General features: G+C 60.7%; 16 protein-coding genes. 10 read left to right on the top strand and 6 right to left on the bottom strand.

The features are described from left to right. Positions 1–85 precede the first annotated feature (85 nt). On the bottom strand, positions 86–1,084 hold the full coding sequence (locus tag ACM530_RS16690) for an NAD-dependent epimerase/dehydratase family protein (protein ID WP_145159528.1): 999 nt from the start codon (positions 1,082–1,084) through the stop codon (positions 86–88). 98 nt (positions 1,085–1,182) lie between these two features. Next, positions 1,183–2,079 (bottom strand): LysR family transcriptional regulator ArgP, encoded by an 897-nt coding sequence (locus tag ACM530_RS16685; RefSeq protein ID WP_145159530.1) that lies wholly within the window; start codon positions 2,077–2,079, stop codon positions 1,183–1,185. Positions 2,080–2,179: 100 nt separating this feature from the next. Between ACM530_RS16685 and ACM530_RS16680 the strand changes: the two genes are divergently transcribed. From ACM530_RS16680 to ACM530_RS16650, 7 genes are all read left to right on the top strand, one after another. After that, the gene (locus tag ACM530_RS16680; protein ID WP_145159532.1) at positions 2,180–2,581 is read left to right on the top strand and encodes an ACT domain-containing protein; all 402 of its coding nucleotides are present in this window, start codon (positions 2,180–2,182) and stop codon (positions 2,579–2,581) included. A 5-nt stretch (positions 2,582–2,586) separates the two neighbouring features. After that, positions 2,587–3,186 carry a LysE/ArgO family amino acid transporter gene (locus ACM530_RS16675; protein WP_145159534.1) on the top strand — a complete coding sequence of 200 codons (600 nt, stop codon included), beginning with the start codon at positions 2,587–2,589 and terminating at the stop codon, positions 3,184–3,186. Between the two features lie 178 nt (positions 3,187–3,364). Further along, the gene (locus tag ACM530_RS16670) at positions 3,365–3,961 is read left to right on the top strand and encodes a superoxide dismutase (RefSeq protein ID WP_003212997.1); all 597 of its coding nucleotides are present in this window, start codon (positions 3,365–3,367) and stop codon (positions 3,959–3,961) included. Between the two features lie 149 nt (positions 3,962–4,110). Next, positions 4,111–4,350, top strand: coding sequence for a hypothetical protein (locus ACM530_RS16665; RefSeq protein ID WP_145159536.1), 240 nt, complete (start codon positions 4,111–4,113; stop codon positions 4,348–4,350). 200 nt (positions 4,351–4,550) lie between these two features. Next, positions 4,551–6,602 (top strand): putative bifunctional diguanylate cyclase/phosphodiesterase, encoded by a 2,052-nt coding sequence (locus tag ACM530_RS16660; protein WP_145159537.1) that lies wholly within the window; start codon positions 4,551–4,553, stop codon positions 6,600–6,602. A 126-nt stretch (positions 6,603–6,728) separates the two neighbouring features. After that, positions 6,729–8,072 (top strand): imelysin family protein, encoded by a 1,344-nt coding sequence (locus ACM530_RS16655; protein ID WP_145159538.1) that lies wholly within the window; start codon positions 6,729–6,731, stop codon positions 8,070–8,072. Between the two features lie 173 nt (positions 8,073–8,245). Further along, on the top strand, positions 8,246–9,700 hold the full coding sequence (locus ACM530_RS16650; RefSeq protein ID WP_106578429.1) for a TrkH family potassium uptake protein: 1,455 nt from the start codon (positions 8,246–8,248) through the stop codon (positions 9,698–9,700). Here ACM530_RS16650 and ACM530_RS16645 read toward each other — a convergent pair. Continuing rightward, positions 9,657–10,715 (bottom strand): AraC family transcriptional regulator, encoded by a 1,059-nt coding sequence (locus ACM530_RS16645; RefSeq protein WP_242196354.1) that lies wholly within the window; start codon positions 10,713–10,715, stop codon positions 9,657–9,659. The genes ACM530_RS16650 and ACM530_RS16645 overlap by 44 nt on opposite strands. 159 nt (positions 10,716–10,874) lie before the next feature. Between ACM530_RS16645 and ACM530_RS16640 the strand changes: the two genes are divergently transcribed. From ACM530_RS16640 to ACM530_RS16630, 3 genes are all read left to right on the top strand, one after another. After that, positions 10,875–11,186 carry a DUF962 domain-containing protein gene (locus tag ACM530_RS16640; RefSeq protein ID WP_124418341.1) on the top strand — a complete coding sequence of 104 codons (312 nt, stop codon included), beginning with the start codon at positions 10,875–10,877 and terminating at the stop codon, positions 11,184–11,186. Between the two features lie 410 nt (positions 11,187–11,596). Continuing rightward, positions 11,597–11,779, top strand: a complete 183-nt coding sequence (locus ACM530_RS16635; RefSeq protein ID WP_262210401.1) for a hypothetical protein — start codon at positions 11,597–11,599, stop codon at positions 11,777–11,779. Positions 11,780–11,882: 103 nt separating this feature from the next. After that, complete coding sequence (locus tag ACM530_RS16630; RefSeq protein WP_145159540.1) at positions 11,883–13,079, top strand: MFS transporter; 1,197 nt, start codon at positions 11,883–11,885, stop codon at positions 13,077–13,079. Here ACM530_RS16630 and arfB read toward each other — a convergent pair. The 3 genes from arfB to ACM530_RS16615 all read right to left on the bottom strand — a co-directional run bounded on the left by arfB (position 13,076) and on the right by ACM530_RS16615 (position 15,712). Then, positions 13,076–13,489 carry an alternative ribosome rescue aminoacyl-tRNA hydrolase ArfB gene (gene arfB / locus ACM530_RS16625; protein WP_370003878.1) on the bottom strand — a complete coding sequence of 138 codons (414 nt, stop codon included), beginning with the start codon at positions 13,487–13,489 and terminating at the stop codon, positions 13,076–13,078. The two genes, ACM530_RS16630 and arfB, sit on opposite strands and share 4 nt — an antisense overlap. 12 nt (positions 13,490–13,501) lie before the next feature. Further along, positions 13,502–14,185, bottom strand: a complete 684-nt coding sequence (locus ACM530_RS16620) for a pentapeptide repeat-containing protein (protein ID WP_416362697.1) — start codon at positions 14,183–14,185, stop codon at positions 13,502–13,504. 105 nt (positions 14,186–14,290) lie between these two features. Continuing rightward, positions 14,291–15,712: an amino acid permease gene (locus tag ACM530_RS16615; RefSeq protein ID WP_370003882.1), complete on the bottom strand. Its 1,422-nt coding sequence runs from the start codon at positions 15,710–15,712 to the stop codon at positions 14,291–14,293. Positions 15,713–16,015: the final 303 nt, after the last annotated feature.

Raw genomic sequence — 16,015 nt, 5'->3', positions numbered from 1 at the left:
GCGACGGCAGTATAAACCGCGTTCGCGCCGCACTGATCGACCCGGAACCGCACATTCGGTTCCCGATGTATTGCCGCTTGTGAACTTACTTGAGCCCCGGATCCTGAGCTTTCCACCAACTGCAGAATTCGTCGAGGGCGGTCCACAGGCTGACCTTGGGCTCGTAGTCGAGATAATGCCTCGCGCGGCTGATGTCGAGGGTGAAATCTTTGTTCATCACCTGCATGCCCAGGCGCGACAACGCTGGCTCCGGACGCCCCGGCCACATCGCGCAGAATGCCTCGTTCAACGCCGCCACGCTGTAGGACAAGCCGTAAGACCGATAACGCGTGACCTGGGGCATGTCCATCTGGCGCATCACGTAGTTGACCACGTCCCACACCGGCACAGGCGCGCCGTTGCTGATGTTGTAAGCCTTGCCCAGCGCCGAGCCGGTCGCCAGCAAACTGCTGAGCAACGCTTCGTTGAGGTTGTGCACGCTGGTGAAATCGACCTTGTTCAGGCCATCGCCGACGATGGCCAGGCGGTTCTTGCGCTGCATTTTCAACAGGCGCGGAAAAATGCTCATGTCACCGGCGCCCGTGACAAAGCGCGGGCGCAAGGCCAGCACTTCCAGGCCGAATTCCTGGGCACCGAACACCTTCTGCTCCGCCAGGTACTTGGTAGCGGCATACGGGTGCTTGAAGCGCTTTGGCACTTGCTCTTCGGTCAGCCCCAGGTGATCACGCCCGTCAAAGTAGATCGACGGCGACGACAGGTGCACCAGCCGGCCGACGCGCTGCTTGAGACAGGCTTCGACGACGTTTTCAGTGACCAGCACATTGCCTTGATGGAAGTCCTGATACTTGCCCCACAGCCCGACGGCGCCGGCGCAATGCACCACGGCTTCGACGTCTCGGCACAGATCGCGCACAAGGTCGGCATCATTCAAATCACCCTGGATAAACTCGGCACCGCGCCGTACCAGGTGTTCCACACCTTCGGCGCGCCGCCCGTTGACCCGTACGTCCAGGCCTTGCTCCAGAGCGAACCGCGCGAAGCGCCCGCCGATGAAGCCGCTTGCGCCGGTGACCAGAATCTTCATGTAGCCTCCTACGGATGCAGCTGCCAGCGTCAAGCTTCAAGCCACAAGTTAAAAACGATCCGCAAGCTTTTCTCTTGCAGCTTGCAGCTTGACGCTTGTTACTGCTGATAGGGCACCAACCATTGGCCACATGCCTGGGCCAAATGGTCGGTCAACAAGCCCAACAGTTGCCCGCCACTGCGCCAATGATGCCAGTACAACGGCACGTCGATGGGCTTATCTGGCAACAACTCGACCAATACGCCGGTTTGCAGTTGGTCGCGCACCTGTAATTCGGGCACCAGCCCCCAGCCCAGGCCGGCTTCGGTCAAACGGATAAAGCCTTCGGACGACGGGCATAAATGGTGCTCGAAACCGCCATCTACTCCCAGGGACGCCAGGTAACGGTGTTGCAGGAAATCATCCGGGCCGAACACCAGCGCCGGTGTTCGTGCCAGTTGATCGGCACGCACACCGTCAGGGAAATGCCGGGCAATAAACGCAGGGCTGGCCAACGCGCGATAGCGCATGGCGCCGAGCAACAGGCTGCGCGCCCCAGCCACGGGGCGCTCGCTGGCGCAAATACAGGCCGCCACCTCACCGGCGCGCATACGCTTGAGACCAACGGTCTGGTCTTCCACCACCAGGTCCAGCAGCAAATGCTGCTCGGCGCAAAAGTCGCTGACGGCCTCAGCCCACCAGGTGGCAAGGCTGTCGGCATTCAGCGCGATGCGCAAACGCTCGGGCATGCCCTCCTCGTCCAGCGCCGGCACCTGGCTTTGCAGGTCGCGCTCCAGCAAGCGCACTTGTTGCACGTGGTTGAGCAGGCGCCGGCCTATGTCGGTGGGCGTCGGCGGCGAGGCCCGCACCAACACCGGCTGACCGATGCGCGCCTCAAGCAACTTGATGCGTTGAGAAATCGCCGACTGCGAAAGCCCCAGCACCTGGGCGCCGCGTTCAAAGCCGGCCTGTTCCACCACCGCGGCCAATGCGGACAGCAATTTATAGTCGAACATCAGTTTCTCTAATGAGCGATCAGCAATATTGGTTTTTCTTATACAGCGTAGCCCGTGAGAATGACCAGCATTGCTTCTCTCTCTATCAAGGAATTCTCACATGGCCGGTGAAACCGCCCTGGCAACGTTGCTGCGCAGCATGAGCCCGCACCTCAATGACGGCGATTATGTGTTCTGCACCCTGCCCGATCAGCGCGTGCCGCAGGGGTGCGACGTGATCGGCAGCTTTCGCGAACAGGAAGGGCTGACGCTGATTCTAGAGCGCCAACAGGCAGAGCACGCCGGGCTGGCGTTTGACTATGTCGCTGCGTGGATCACCTTGAACGTGCACTCCGCCCTGGAAGCCGTGGGTTTAACCGCGGCCTTTGCCAGCGCGCTGGGCCAAGCCGGCATCAGCTGCAACGTGATCGCCGGTTACTACCACGACCACCTGTTTGTCGGCCGCAGCGATGCTGAGCGGGCCATGGATGTATTGCGCCAATTGGCAGCAAACGCGGAGTAACCCTTATGTGGCAAAGCTATGTGAACGGGCTGCTGGTGGCCCTCGGCCTGATCATGGCGATCGGCACCCAGAATGCGTTTGTGCTGGCGCAAAGCCTGCGCCGTGAACACCACCTGCCGGTGGCCGCGCTGTGCATCGTGTGCGATGCAATACTTGTAGCTGCCGGGGTATTCGGCCTGGCCACGGTGCTGGCGCAGAACCCGCTGCTGCTGGCAATCGCCCGCTGGGGTGGCGCGGCATTCCTGCTGTGGTACGGCACCCTGGCGCTGCGCCGCGCGTGTTCCAGGCAAAGTCTGGAACAGGGCGAAAACCTCAAGGTGCGCTCGCTGCGCGCGGTGTTGCTCAGTGCCCTGGCGGTGACCCTGCTCAACCCGCATGTGTACCTGGACACCGTGCTGTTGATTGGCTCATTGGGCGCTCAACAAACTGAACCCGGCGCCTACGTAGCCGGTGCCGCCAGCGCGTCATTCCTGTGGTTTGCCACACTGGCATTGGGCGCTGCGTGGCTGGCACCCTGGCTCGCGCGCCCCGCTACGTGGCGGCTGTTGGACTTTCTGGTGGCGGCGATGATGTTCAGCGTGGCGTATCAATTGATCAGTGCTTGATGAATATTCCAAAACGCTCTGGAACCTCTATCCCACACAGTTGTTGCGTGGTTTTGCCGCACCCCCGGTGCTATGATCCGGACCCTGCGCCGCAAAGAGTACAAACTCCCCGGCGCTTGTTTGGCCGCCCGTGATCGGCCTTGCGCTCACCGCAACTGACCTGATTAGGAGAATCATCATGGCTTTCGAATTGCCGCCGCTGCCCTACGCACACGATGCCCTGCAGCCGCACATTTCCAAGGAAACCTTGGAATACCACCACGACAAGCACCACAACACCTATGTCGTGAACCTGAACAACCTGGTGCCAGGCACCGAGTTCGAAGGCAAGACCCTGGAAGAAATCGTCAAGTCTTCTTCGGGCGGCATCTTCAACAACGCCGCTCAGGTCTGGAACCACACTTTCTACTGGAACTGCCTGGCGCCAAACGCCGGCGGCCAACCTACCGGCGCACTGGCTGAGGCTATCAACGCCGCTTTCGGTTCGTTCGACAAGTTCAAAGAAGAGTTCACCAAGACGTCCGTCGGCACCTTCGGTTCCGGTTGGGGCTGGCTGGTGAAAAAGGCTGACGGTTCCCTGGCCCTGGCCAGCACCATCGGCGCCGGCAACCCGCTGACCAGCGGCGACACCCCGCTGCTGACCTGCGACGTCTGGGAACACGCTTACTACATCGACTACCGCAACGTGCGTCCAAAGTATGTGGAAGCGTTCTGGAACCTGGTCAACTGGAAGTTCGTGGCTGAGCAGTTCGAAGGCAAGACCTTCACTGCCTAAGCAACGCTTGCGGTAAAGAGAGCCCGGCCATCGTGCCGGGCTTTTTTATGGGCAGTGAATTGTGCTCTGGTGGCTGGAACTCGGTGCGCGGATCTTGCCACGTAGACAGTGTGAGGAATTCGCCTCTCGTACCTGTCGGAGAAATTACTATGACCATCGGCGCAATAACATCCATGCTCCCTATGGTTGCCGGTTTGGCCCAAGAGGGCCTCAAAGCTGTGACCGAGCTCGCCAAAGCGGCCGGTCAAATGGCTCAGTCGCAATCTGGCAACAAGCAAGGTGAAGGTGATCAAAACAAGATTGCGCATGAAGACATGCACAACAAGGAACGTGTGAATTTTTCGAACAACGAATCCACCAACAGCACCGTCAACATCAACGTCGCGTAAAAAAGCGTCAGTTCCCAGCGCATCCACTGCGCCCACGGGAATTGCTCAAGGCAGGCGGATCCATGTCCGCCTCGCCCCGGCGCCCCTCTCAAGTTCCTCGTCAAACCTGCCGATGCCCTAATGTTCCTTTGACTGCCATCACGAGATTGCCAATACTCATGGCATATTGAGGCCACCCGCATGGAACAAGGAATGCCCCTTTGAAGCTGGAACTCAAAAACAGCTTGTCGGTGAAGTTGCTACGGGTGGTGCTGCTGTCGGCATTGATCGTGGGCGTGGCGCTGAGCGTGGCGCAGATCGTTTTCGATGCCTACAAGACGCGCCAGGCCGTGGCCGGCGATGCCCAGCGCATCCTCGACATGTTTCGCGACCCCTCGACACAGGCCGTCTACAGCCTGGACCGCGAGATGGGTATGCAGGTAATCGAAGGCCTGTTTCAGGACGATGCCGTGCGCATGGCCTCCATCGGCCATCCCAACGAAACCATGCTCGCGGAGAAAAGCCGCGCATTACAGCAATCGCCCACCCGCTGGCTGACCGACCTGATTCTTGGCCAGGAGCGCACCTTCACCACCTCATTGGTCGGCAAAGGCCCCTACAGCGAGTATTACGGTGACCTGAGCATCACCCTGGACACGGCCACCTATGGCAAAGGTTTTCTGGTCAGCTCGGTGATCATCTTTATTTCCGGCGTACTGCGCGCGCTGGCCATGGGGCTGGTGTTATACCTGGTTTATCACTGGCTGCTGACCAAGCCGTTATCACGGATTATCGAGCACCTGACGTCGATCAACCCGGACCGGCCCAGCGAACACAAGATCCCCCAAATCAAGGGCCACGAACGCAACGAGCTGGGCCTGTGGATCAACACCGCCAACGAGTTGCTCGAATCCATCGAACGCAATACTCACCTGCGGCACGAGGCAGAATCGAGCCTGCTGCGCATGGCCCAGTACGACTTCCTCACCGGCCTGCCCAATCGCCAGAAACTGCAGGAGCAACTGGACAAGATCCTGATCGACGCCGGCCGCCGACAGCGCCGCGTTGCGGTGTTGTGCGTAGGCCTGGATGACTTCAAAAGCGTCAACGAACAGTTCACTTATCAGGCCGGTGACAAACTGCTGCTGGCCCTGGCCGATCGCTTGCGCGCCCACAGTGGCCGCCTCGGCGCCCTGGCCCGGCTGGGCGGCGATCAGTTCGCGCTGGTCCAGGCGGATATCGACCAACCTTACGAAGCCGCCGAACTGGCACAAAGCATCCTGGATGACCTGGAAGCCGAATTTGCCCTCGAGCATGAGCAGATTCGCCTGCGCGCGACCATCGGTATCACGTTGTTCCCGGAAGACGGCGACAGCACCGAGAAGCTGCTGCAAAAAGCCGAACAGACCATGACCCTGGCCAAGAGCCGCTCGCGCAACCGCTACCAGTTCTATATCGCCAGCGTCGACAGTGAAATGCGCCGGCGCCGCGAGCTGGAAAAAGACCTGCGCGACGCCCTCAGCCGCGACCAGTTTCACCTGGTCTACCAACCGCAGATCAGCTACCGCGACCACCGCGTGGTGGGCGTGGAAGCCTTGATCCGCTGGCAGCATCCGGAACACGGCCTGGTGCCGCCCGATTTGTTCATCCCGTTGGCCGAACAGAACGGCACCATTATTCCGATTGGCGAATGGGTACTCGACCAGGCCTGCCGGCAATTGCGCGAATGGCATGACCTGGGCTTCACCACCCTGCGCATGGCGGTCAACCTGTCCACCGTGCAGTTGCACCACACCGAGCTGCCGCGGGTGGTCAACAACCTCATGCAGATTTACCGCCTGCCGCCACGCAGCCTTGAACTGGAAGTGACCGAGACCGGCCTGATGGAAGACATCAGCACCGCCGCCCAGCACTTGCTGAGCCTGCGCCGTTCCGGGGCGCTGATTGCAATTGATGACTTCGGCACCGGCTATTCGTCCCTCAGCTACCTGAAAAGCCTGCCGCTGGACAAGATCAAGATCGACAAGAGCTTCGTCCAGGACCTGCTCGATGACGACGACGACGCAACCATCGTGCGCGCCATTATCCAACTGGGCAAAAGCCTGGGCATGCAGGTGATCGCCGAAGGCGTGGAAACCGCCGAGCAGGAGGCCTACATCATTTCCGAGGGCTGCCACGAGGGCCAGGGCTACCACTACAGCAAACCGCTGCCGGCCCGGGAGTTGGCGGCGTATCTGAAACAGTCCGAGCGCGACAACGCGGCGATTCTCTGAACGCTGAAAACAATACTAAATATTTCCCTCGTATAAACCTTTACACAAAATGCAAATCTTTCGCATTATGTCGCAGTTTTTGCGCTCCCCGCGCGCCCCATCAACAACCGAAGCAGGATGTTCGCCATGATTCGTATGCCCCTGGCCACCGCCAGTCTGCTGGCCATTGCCATTTCTCTCGCCGGTTGCGGCGAAGGTAAAGACAAGGCCGCCGCGCCCCAAGCGCCGACCCCGGCTGCCAGCACCACCGCTCCAGCGGCTGCCACCCCGGCAGGCCAGGTCGACGAAGCGGCCGCCAAGGCCGTGGTCGCGCACTACGCTGACATGGTGTTCGCGGTGTACAGCGATGCCGAATCCACCGCAAAAACCCTGCAAACCGCAATCGACACCTTCCTCGCCAACCCGAACGACGACACCCTCAAAGCGGCCCGTACCGCCTGGATCGCCGCGCGCGTACCGTACCTGCAGAGTGAAGTGTTCCGCTTCGGCAACACCATCATCGACGACTGGGAAGGCCAAGTTAACGCCTGGCCGCTGGACGAAGGCCTGATCGATTACGTCGACAAATCCTACGAGCACGCCCTGGGTAACCCAGGCGCCAACGCCAACATCATCGCCAACACCGAGATCCAGGTGGGCGAAGACAAGGTCGACGTGAAAGAAATCACCCCGGAAAAACTCGCCAGCCTCAATGAGCTGGGCGGTTCCGAGGCCAACGTCGCCACCGGCTACCACGCCATCGAATTCCTGCTGTGGGGCCAGGACCTCAACGGCACCGGCCCAGGCGCGGGCAACCGCCCTGCGTCGGATTACATGACCGGTGACGGTGCCACCGGCGGCAACAACGAGCGTCGTCGCACCTACCTGCGCGCGGTGACTCAGCTGCTGGTCAGCGACCTGGAAGAAATGGTCGGCAACTGGAAACCCAACGTCGAAGACAACTACCGCGCCACCCTGGAGGCCGAACCGGCCACCGACGGCCTGCGCAAAATGTTGTTCGGCATGGGCAGCCTGTCCCTCGGCGAGCTGGCCGGTGAGCGCATGAAGGTGTCCCTGGAAGCCAACTCGCCGGAAGACGAGCAAGACTGCTTCAGCGACAACACCCACAACTCGCATTTCTACGACGCCAAGGGCATTCGTAACGTTTACCTGGGCGAGTACACCCGCACTGACGGCACCAAGATGACGGGGCCGAGCTTGTCGTCCCTGGTGGCCAAAGCTGATCCGGCCGCCGACACCGCGCTCAAGGCTGACCTGGCGTCGACCGAAGCGAAGATCCAGGTCATGGTTGACCACGCCAACAAGGGCGAGCACTACGACCAACTGATCGCCGCGGGTAACGACGCGGGCAACCAGATCGTGCGTGACGCCATCGCCGCGCTGGTCAAGCAGACCGGTTCGATCGAGGCCGCGGCGGGCAAGCTGGGTATCAGCGACTTGAACCCGGATAACGCTGATCACGAGTTCTGATCCGCGCCGCGTTGAATGAGGCGACCTTCGGGTCGCCTTTTTTATGTCCGTCTAATGGAGCCCGATGACCACCACAAACCCCACATTTGATCGACGTCGCTCCCAAGCCCCGGTTTACAAGCCCTGCACCGCGGGTAGAATGGCGCCACTCTCCCAACACCCGAGCTTTCTTCATGGCGTTGCCGACCTTACGCATCATCGGTTTCATCATCGGCATCTTCCTGATCACCCTCGCGATCGCCATGGTCATCCCGATGGCCACCCTGGTGATTTTCGAACGCACCAGCGACCTGCCCTCGTTCCTGTGGGCCAGCCTGATCACCTTTCTCGCTGGCCTGGCGCTGGTCATTCCTGGCCGCCCCGAACACGTACACCTGCGCCCCCGAGACATGTACCTGCTGACCGTCAGCAGTTGGCTGGTGGTCTGCGTGTTCGCCGCGCTGCCGTTTTTACTGACCCAGCACATCAGCTACACCGACTCCTTCTTCGAAAGCATGTCGGGCATTACCGCCACCGGCTCCACCGTCTTGAGCGGGCTGGACAGCATGTCACCGGGCATCCTGATGTGGCGCTCGCTGCTGCACTGGCTCGGCGGCATCGGCTTTATCGGCATGGCGGTGGCGATCCTGCCACTGCTGCGCATTGGTGGCATGCGCCTGTTCCAGACCGAGTCCTCGGATCGCTCTGAAAAAGTCATGCCTCGCTCGCACATGGTGGCGCGCCTGATTGTGGCCGCGTACGTGGGCATCACCATCCTCGGCAGCCTGGCGTTCTGGTGGGCCGGGATGGGGCTGTTTGATGCGATCAACCACGCGATGTCGGCGATTTCCACCGGCGGGTTTTCCACCTCTGATGAATCCCTGGCCCACTGGAAACAACCGGCGGTGCACTGGGTCGCCGTGGTGGTGATGATCCTCGGCAGCTTGCCGTTCACCCTGTATGTCGCCACCTTGCGCGGCAACCGTCGGGCGCTGATCAAGGATCAACAGGTGCAAGGCTTGCTCGGGCTGCTGCTGGTGACCTGGCTGGTACTGGGCACCTGGTACTGGTGGACCACCGACCTGCCGTGGTTCGATGCGCTGCGTCATGTGGCGGTGAACGTCACGTCGGTGGTGACGACGACCGGTTTTGCACTCGGGGACTACAGCATCTGGGGCAACTTCTCACTGATGCTGTTCTTCTACCTGGGCTTTGTTGGCGGCTGCTCGGGCTCCACGGCGGGCGGGATCAAGATCTTCCGTTTCCAGGTCGCCTATATCCTGCTCAAGGCCAACCTGAACCAGCTGATTCACCCGCGCGCGGTGATCAAGCAGAAGTACAACGGCCACCGCCTCGACGAAGAGATCGTGCGTTCGATTCTGACCTTTTCGTTCTTCTTCGCCATCACCATCTGCGCCATTGCCCTGGCATTGTCGCTGCTGGGGCTGGACTGGATGACCGCATTGACCGGCGCGGCCAGCACCGTTTCCGGCGTGGGCCCGGGCCTGGGCGAAACCATCGGCCCGGCCGGTAACTTCGCCAGCCTGCCGGATGCGGCCAAGTGGATCCTGTCGTTCGGCATGCTGCTGGGCCGACTGGAGATCATTACAGTCTTTGTTCTGTGCATTCCGGCGTTTTGGCGGCACTGACCGTCGACGCTTCGAGCAACCGCGCCCGGTATTCGCCGGGCGTGGCATCGAACCAACGGCGGAACGCGCGGAAAAAATTGCTCGGGTCGGCAAACCCCAACAGGTAGGCAATCTCCAGCAGGGTCATGCTGGGCTGCGCCAGGTACTGCTCGGCGAGTTCGCGGCGGGTGTCGTCGAGCAATGTCTGGAAACTGGTGCCCTCCTCCTGCAAGCGCCGCTGCAAGGTGCGCTGGGACAGGTGCAAGGTCTGGGCGACCACTTCGCGTTTGGGTTCGCCCTGGGGCAGCAGACGGCACAGCACTTGCCGCGCCTTGTGGGTCACGCGGCTCTCGGAAAAGCGCGCGAGGTATTCACCGGCAAACCGATCATGCAGCAACGCCATGGCTTCGTTCGCCGTGGGCAACGGCGCGTCCATGTCGGCTTGCTCAAAAATCAGCGCGTCATAAGGTGCATTGAATTCCAGGGGCGCATGGAAGGCTTGTTTGTAAGGCGTCAGGTCCGCCGGTTGATCGCCTTGCAGCACCACTTTGCGCGGTTGCAAAGTGCGGCCGGTCAGCCAGCCGCACAATGCCAACGCACTGGCCAGCGAGGCTTCGGCGCTCTGGCGGGTCGGTGGCAAGTGGTCGCCGTGCACTGTCAGAATCAGCGCGTAGCCTTCAGGTAAGAGTCGGAAGCTCAAGTCGGCGCTTTCGGCGATGATGCGCTGATAACGCACCAGGCGCATAAAGCCCTCGGCCAACGTGTTGCTGGACATCAGCGCATAACCGGCCACATGAAACGACGCCGGGCGAACAACCTTGCCCATGTTCAGGCCGATCGCCGGGTTGCCCGACAGCTCAACTGCCCGTTGCCAAAGCCGCGTCATCGAGTCCTGAGGAAAACGCGCGTCAGGGTCACTGAGGGCGGCGTAGTCCAGGCCCAATTGCTTGAACAGCACACGGCAGTCCAGGCCGTCCATTTCCAACGCCTTGACTATTCCCATCGCCCAGCTTGCAGAAGTTGTTCGTTCGCTCATGGCGTCTTCTTAAAAAAGCAGGCTTAACGGCAGCCAGGAAGCCAAGGATACTAAAGTGGCATCTATTGTCACTGGCTGTTACCACTGATCACTCTAGACTCAAATAAGCTCCCCGCCGAACATCTGTTAGGCGGTACAACCACCCAAGGGCCGGCCAACGTGGAAAACGTCAAACAATTCAATAGCTTCGCCGAGTTCTATCCTTACTACCTGAGTGAACACGGCAATAGCACATGCCGGCGTTTGCACTTCATCGGCACCACGTTGGTGATTGGCATCCTGGCGTACGCCATCGGCAAAGGTTCGGTGGGGCTGCTGCTGGCTTTGCCCATCGCCGGTTACAGCTTCGCCTGGATCGGCCACTTCTTCTTCGAAAAGAACCGCCCGGCGACGTTTCAACATCCGCTCTACAGCCTCTTGGGCGACTTTGTGATGTACCGCGACATGATCTTGGGCAAGGTCCCTTTTTAAACAGGACGCTTTTTTGAACAGGGCGCCTTTTAAGGGGGCGTCCTTGAAGGTGTGACCTCTTGTCACTTGCCTAAACAATGAAAATTCGTACATAGGTCGACATAAAATTCTTTTTGTCATTTTCAGTGCTGTATCCTGCCAAGGCTTTTTGAGAGCGCGCAATCACACTGCGATTGATTAAACAGACCTTGCGAGGAGCGACGACGATGCACGAGATACCTAATCTCCCCTTCCCAAGCCTGCACCCAACAGAGCAGCCAACACCGCAGCAGGCCAGCGACAACCGGCCTGAGACCAAAGAAGCACAACCAGTCGACAGCAAAAGCCAGGACTGACGCCGTACCAGACCGTGTGGAAAGCGCACCTTTGAGCGCTTTCCACACTGCCTGAATCACCCCGAGATGCCCGCCATGACTGATACCCTCCCCGACACCCCCGACGCCGCTGTACTCGACGCAGCCCTGCAAATGATCGACGTGTGGAACCGCCTCAGCCCTGAAAAACAGGCGCTCCTGCTCAAGCGCTTCGGCACCCAGGAAAACGCCCTGGCCGCCCTGGTGACCACGCAAATGCTGACGCCAGCCAAACCCTGATCTGTCGGTAATCTGAAGTTTTTACGTTTTGCCGCCCCGCGAGGCGTAAGCGCCGGTATCATTAGCAGCCTATCTTTACCTGCTGCGACAGTGGACCTCTCCCATGCCAGATACCCAGCGCCCCATGGCGGTCACGCTGCAAGTCGTTTCCATCGTGCTGTTCACCTTTATCGGTTACCTCAATATCGGCATTCCCCTGGCCGTGTTGCCGGGCTATGTCCACAGTGAACTGGGCTACGGCGCGGTGATTGCCGGCCTGGTGATCAGCGTGCAGTACCTGGCCACGCTGCTGAGCCGCCCGTATGCCGGCAAAATCATCGACAACCTGGGCAGCAAGCGCGCGGTGTTGATCGGCCTGGCGGGCTGCGGCCTGAGTGGCGTGTTCATGTTGCTGGCCGCGTGGTTTTCCAGCCTGCCGGCCGTCAGCCTGATCAGCCTGCTCATCGGCCGACTGGTGCTCGGCAGCGCCGAAAGCCTGGTGGGTTCGGGCGCCATCGGCTGGGGCATTGGCCGGGTCGGCGCGGCCAACACCGCCAAGGTCATTTCATGGAACGGCATCGCCAGTTACGGCGCACTGGCCATCGGCGCACCACTTGGGGTGGTGCTGGTCAGCCATTTCGGATTGTGGAGCATGGGCGTCAGCATCATTCTGCTGGCGGTGCTCGGCGTGTTTCTGGCCTGGAACAAAGTCGCGGCGCCGATTGTGGCCGGTGTGCGCCTACCGTTCATGAATGTGCTGGGCCGCGTGCTGCCCCATGGCTGCGCGTTGGCCCTGGGCTCGATCGGCTTTGGCACCATCGCCACCTTTATTACCCTGTATTACACCACCCAGCACTGGGACAACGCCGTGTGGGCATTGAGCCTGTTCGGCGCCAGCTTCATCGGCGCGCGCCTGCTGTTCGGCAATTTGATCAACCGCATCGGCGGCTTTCGCGTGGCGATTGCCTGCCTGTCCGTGGAAATCCTCGGGTTGCTGTTGCTGTGGCTGGCGCCTGACGCCCACCTCGCCCTGGCCGGTGCGGCGTTGAGCGGGTTCGGCTTTTCCCTGGTGTTTCCGGCGCTGGGGGTGGAGGCGGTCAACCTGGTGCCGGCCTCCAGCCGGGGCTCGGCGGTGGGGGCTTATTCGCTGTTTATCGACTTGTCGTTGGGCATCACCGGCCCGCTGGCAGGTGCGGTGGCGGCGGGGTTCGGCTTTGCCTCAATCTTCCTGTTCGCTGCGCTCGCCGCCGCCGGTGGCTTGCTACTGAGCCTGTACCTGTACCGGCAAGCGCCCAAGGCCCGCGAGGCGCGCGACGCTTAAAAGTCGACCTTACCGCGCCCGGCCTTGATGCTGCCGCGCTTGGTCTTGGATTCCAGGCGGCGCTTTTTCGAGCCCAGGGTGGGCTTGGTCGGGCGGCGCTTCTTCTCGACCTTGGTGGCGCTGAGGATCAACTCCACCAGGCGTTCCAGCGCATCCGCGCGATTCTGTTCCTGGGTCCGGTATTGCTGGGCCTTGAGCACCAGCACGCCTTCACTGGTGATACGGCTGTCGCGCAGCGCCAGCAGCCGTTCCTTGTAAAAGTCCGGCAACGACGACGCCCGAATATCAAACCGCAGGTGCACCGCGCTCGATACCTTGTTGACGTTCTGCCCACCGGCGCCCTGGGCGCGAATGGCGGTCAGCTCGATCTCGGCATCGGGCAGGTGCACGTTGTTGGAAATTACCAGCATCACTCAAGAACCTTAGGCAACGGACAAGCCCAACTCGGATAACAACATCGACGCCTGGGCTTTGGAAATCACGGCGCCTTTGAACAGTTTGGCATCATTGAGGCGAAAGCCGCTCAAATCCGCGCCCCGCAAGTCAGCGCCAGCAAAATTGGCACCGTTGATGCGGGCGTGGGCGAGGCTGCAGTCGATCAGTTCGGCCTTGCGAAAGTCTGCATCCGACAAGTCGCTGTCGGAAAAATCCAGATTATTGAGCACGGTTCGGGCAAACGACAGGCCGGACAAGAACGCACTGTTGAGCAAGGTCTCGCTGAAGCTCAGCCCCAGGGACGCGCAATGGGTGAAGTTGGCGCCCGTCAGTTTGCACTGTGTGAAATGGGCTTGGGACAACTTGCTGCGCTGCCAACGGGTGTTGTTCAGGTCGCAGCTGATGAATTGCGCCTCGAGCAGGTTGGCCGCCTCGAATACGGCGTGCCCGGCCCGGCAACTTTTCCATTGCGTGCCTTCCAGGCGCGCACCGAGAAAGGAGGTTTGCGCCAGTGTGCAGCGCTCGAACACCCAATGCTCCAGCACCCTCCGCGACAGGTCTGCCCCGCTCAAATCGACGCCGATCAAGCGCAACGGCCCGCGGTGCTGGTCGATCAGGTCTTGCACCTCATCGCGCTGCAAGCTGCCGCCGTCGATATCGATGTGCTGCATGAAGCCTCCGGGCAAGAGTCGATGAAAAAGAAGGCGCGAGTCTACCCTGTCGGCGCCGACAAAAAACCCGGCAAGGCGCCGGGTTTTCTGTTGAGGCAAGACGGCTTACTTCAACGCCGCACTCGCCGTGGTCAACGCCGCTTCAGCGCTGCGCTTGTTCTTGATCCAGTAGCACAGCCCCATGAACGCCACCCATACCGGAATCGCGTACACCGAGACCTGAATGCCCGGAATCATCAGCATGATCACCAGGATAAACGCCACGAACGCCAGGCAAATGTAGTTGCCGTACGGGTACCACAGCGCTTTGAACAGCGGCACCTGGCCGGTGCGGTCCATGTGCTGGCGGAATTTCACGTGCGAGAAGCTGATCATCGCCCAGTTGATCACCAGCGTGGCCACGACCAGCGACATCAGCAGCTCCAGCGCGTGTTGCGGGATCAGGTAATTCATCAGCACCGCCACCAGGGTGACCGCCGCCGACGCGAGGATCGAACGCACCGGTACGCCACGCTTGTCGATCTTCGCCAGGGCTTTGGGCGCATCGCCCTGCTCAGCCATGCCCAGCAGCATGCGGCTGTTGCAGTAGGTGCCGCTGTTGTACACCGACAGCGCTGCGGTCAGCACCACGAAGTTGAGGATGTGCGCGGCAGTGTTGCTGCCCAGCATCGAAAACACCTGCACGAACGGGCTGCCGCTGTAGGCATCGCCGGACGCGTTGAGGGTTGCCAGCAAGCTGTCCCACGGCGTCAGCGACAACAGCACCACCAGCGCGCCGATGTAGAAAATCAGAATGCGGTAGATCACCTGATTGATCGCTTTGGGGATCACGGTGCGCGGCTGGTCGGCTTCAGCCGCGGTAAAACCGAGCATTTCCAGGCCGCCGAACGAGAACATGATGATCGCCATGGCCATCACCAAACCGCTGACGCCATGCGGGAAGAAACCGCCGTGGTCCCACAGGTTGCTCACCGAGGCTTGCGGCCCGCCACTGCCGCTGACCAGCAGGTAGCTGCCCAGGGCGATCATGCCGACGATGGCCACCACTTTGATGATGGCAAACCAGAACTCGGCCTCACCAAAGACTTTGACGTTGGCCAGGTTGATCATATTGATCAGCACGAAGAACGCTGCCGCCGAGACCCAGGTCGGGATCTCCGGCCACCAGTAGTGCACGTATTTGCCGACCGCCGTCAGCTCCGACATGCCCACCAGAATGTACAGAATCCAGCAGTTCCAGCCCGACAGGAAGCCGGCAAAACCGCCCCAGTATTTATGGGCAAAGTGGCTGAAGGAACCGGCGACCGGCTCTTCGACGATCATTTCGCCGAGCTGGCGCATGATCATGAAGGCGATGAAGCCGCAGATGGCATAGCCCAGGATCATCGACGGCCCGGCTGATTTAAGCACCCCGGCCGAGCCCAGGAACAGGCCGGTGCCGATGGCGCCACCGAGGGCGATCAACTGGATATGCCGATTTTTCAGGCCGCGTTTCAGCTCGCCTGAAGAGGAATGGGGTCCACTCATGAAAAGGGTCTCACGCAAGGTTTGATGATGTTGAATGCACGTTGCTGCCTTGAATCTCGACTCAAGCAGCGCCGCTCAAACCCCAGCGCAGGCACCAGGAGTACAGCGTCTTTCTAACGGTCATGCGTCACCTGTTTGTTTTTATCTGTGACGAAATCGAACCCGTCCGGCTCGTGGCCAGGCGGAGTGATCAGGGTGGATAAACCCTGAGGTCTTGGCCTTTTGCGTAGGTACGCAAGGGAGTCACAGTAAAACGCGGCGCATTGTACACCGCTCGACAGCTTCGGGCCGCCACTGGGGAGC

The organism is Pseudomonas sp. NFX183 (assembly GCF_047943075.1).
Lineage (GTDB): Bacteria > Pseudomonadota > Gammaproteobacteria > Pseudomonadales > Pseudomonadaceae > Aquipseudomonas.
This window is presented reverse-complemented; position numbering and strand designations above follow the sequence as displayed.

Coding starts and splice junctions, on each gene's coding strand:
- ACM530_RS16630 (WP_145159540.1), top strand. CDS start 11,883: ATGCCAGATACCCAGCGCCCCATGGCGGTCACGCTGCAAGTCGTTTCC.
- ACM530_RS16690 (WP_145159528.1), bottom strand. CDS start 1,084: ATGAAGATTCTGGTCACCGGCGCAAGCGGCTTCATCGGCGGGCGCTTC.
- ACM530_RS16675 (WP_145159534.1), top strand. CDS start 2,587: ATGTGGCAAAGCTATGTGAACGGGCTGCTGGTGGCCCTCGGCCTGATC.
- ACM530_RS16670 (WP_003212997.1), top strand. CDS start 3,365: ATGGCTTTCGAATTGCCGCCGCTGCCCTACGCACACGATGCCCTGCAG.
- ACM530_RS16620 (WP_416362697.1), bottom strand. CDS start 14,185: ATGCAGCACATCGATATCGACGGCGGCAGCTTGCAGCGCGATGAGGTG.
- ACM530_RS16655 (WP_145159538.1), top strand. CDS start 6,729: ATGATTCGTATGCCCCTGGCCACCGCCAGTCTGCTGGCCATTGCCATT.
- ACM530_RS16645 (WP_242196354.1), bottom strand. CDS start 10,715: ATGAGCGAACGAACAACTTCTGCAAGCTGGGCGATGGGAATAGTCAAG.
- ACM530_RS16685 (WP_145159530.1), bottom strand. CDS start 2,079: ATGTTCGACTATAAATTGCTGTCCGCATTGGCCGCGGTGGTGGAACAG.
- arfB (WP_370003878.1), bottom strand. CDS start 13,489: ATGCTGGTAATTTCCAACAACGTGCACCTGCCCGATGCCGAGATCGAG.
- ACM530_RS16665 (WP_145159536.1), top strand. CDS start 4,111: ATGACCATCGGCGCAATAACATCCATGCTCCCTATGGTTGCCGGTTTG.
- ACM530_RS16635 (WP_262210401.1), top strand. CDS start 11,597: ATGACTGATACCCTCCCCGACACCCCCGACGCCGCTGTACTCGACGCA.
- ACM530_RS16680 (WP_145159532.1), top strand. CDS start 2,180: ATGGCCGGTGAAACCGCCCTGGCAACGTTGCTGCGCAGCATGAGCCCG.
- ACM530_RS16650 (WP_106578429.1), top strand. CDS start 8,246: ATGGCGTTGCCGACCTTACGCATCATCGGTTTCATCATCGGCATCTTC.
- ACM530_RS16615 (WP_370003882.1), bottom strand. CDS start 15,712: ATGAGTGGACCCCATTCCTCTTCAGGCGAGCTGAAACGCGGCCTGAAA.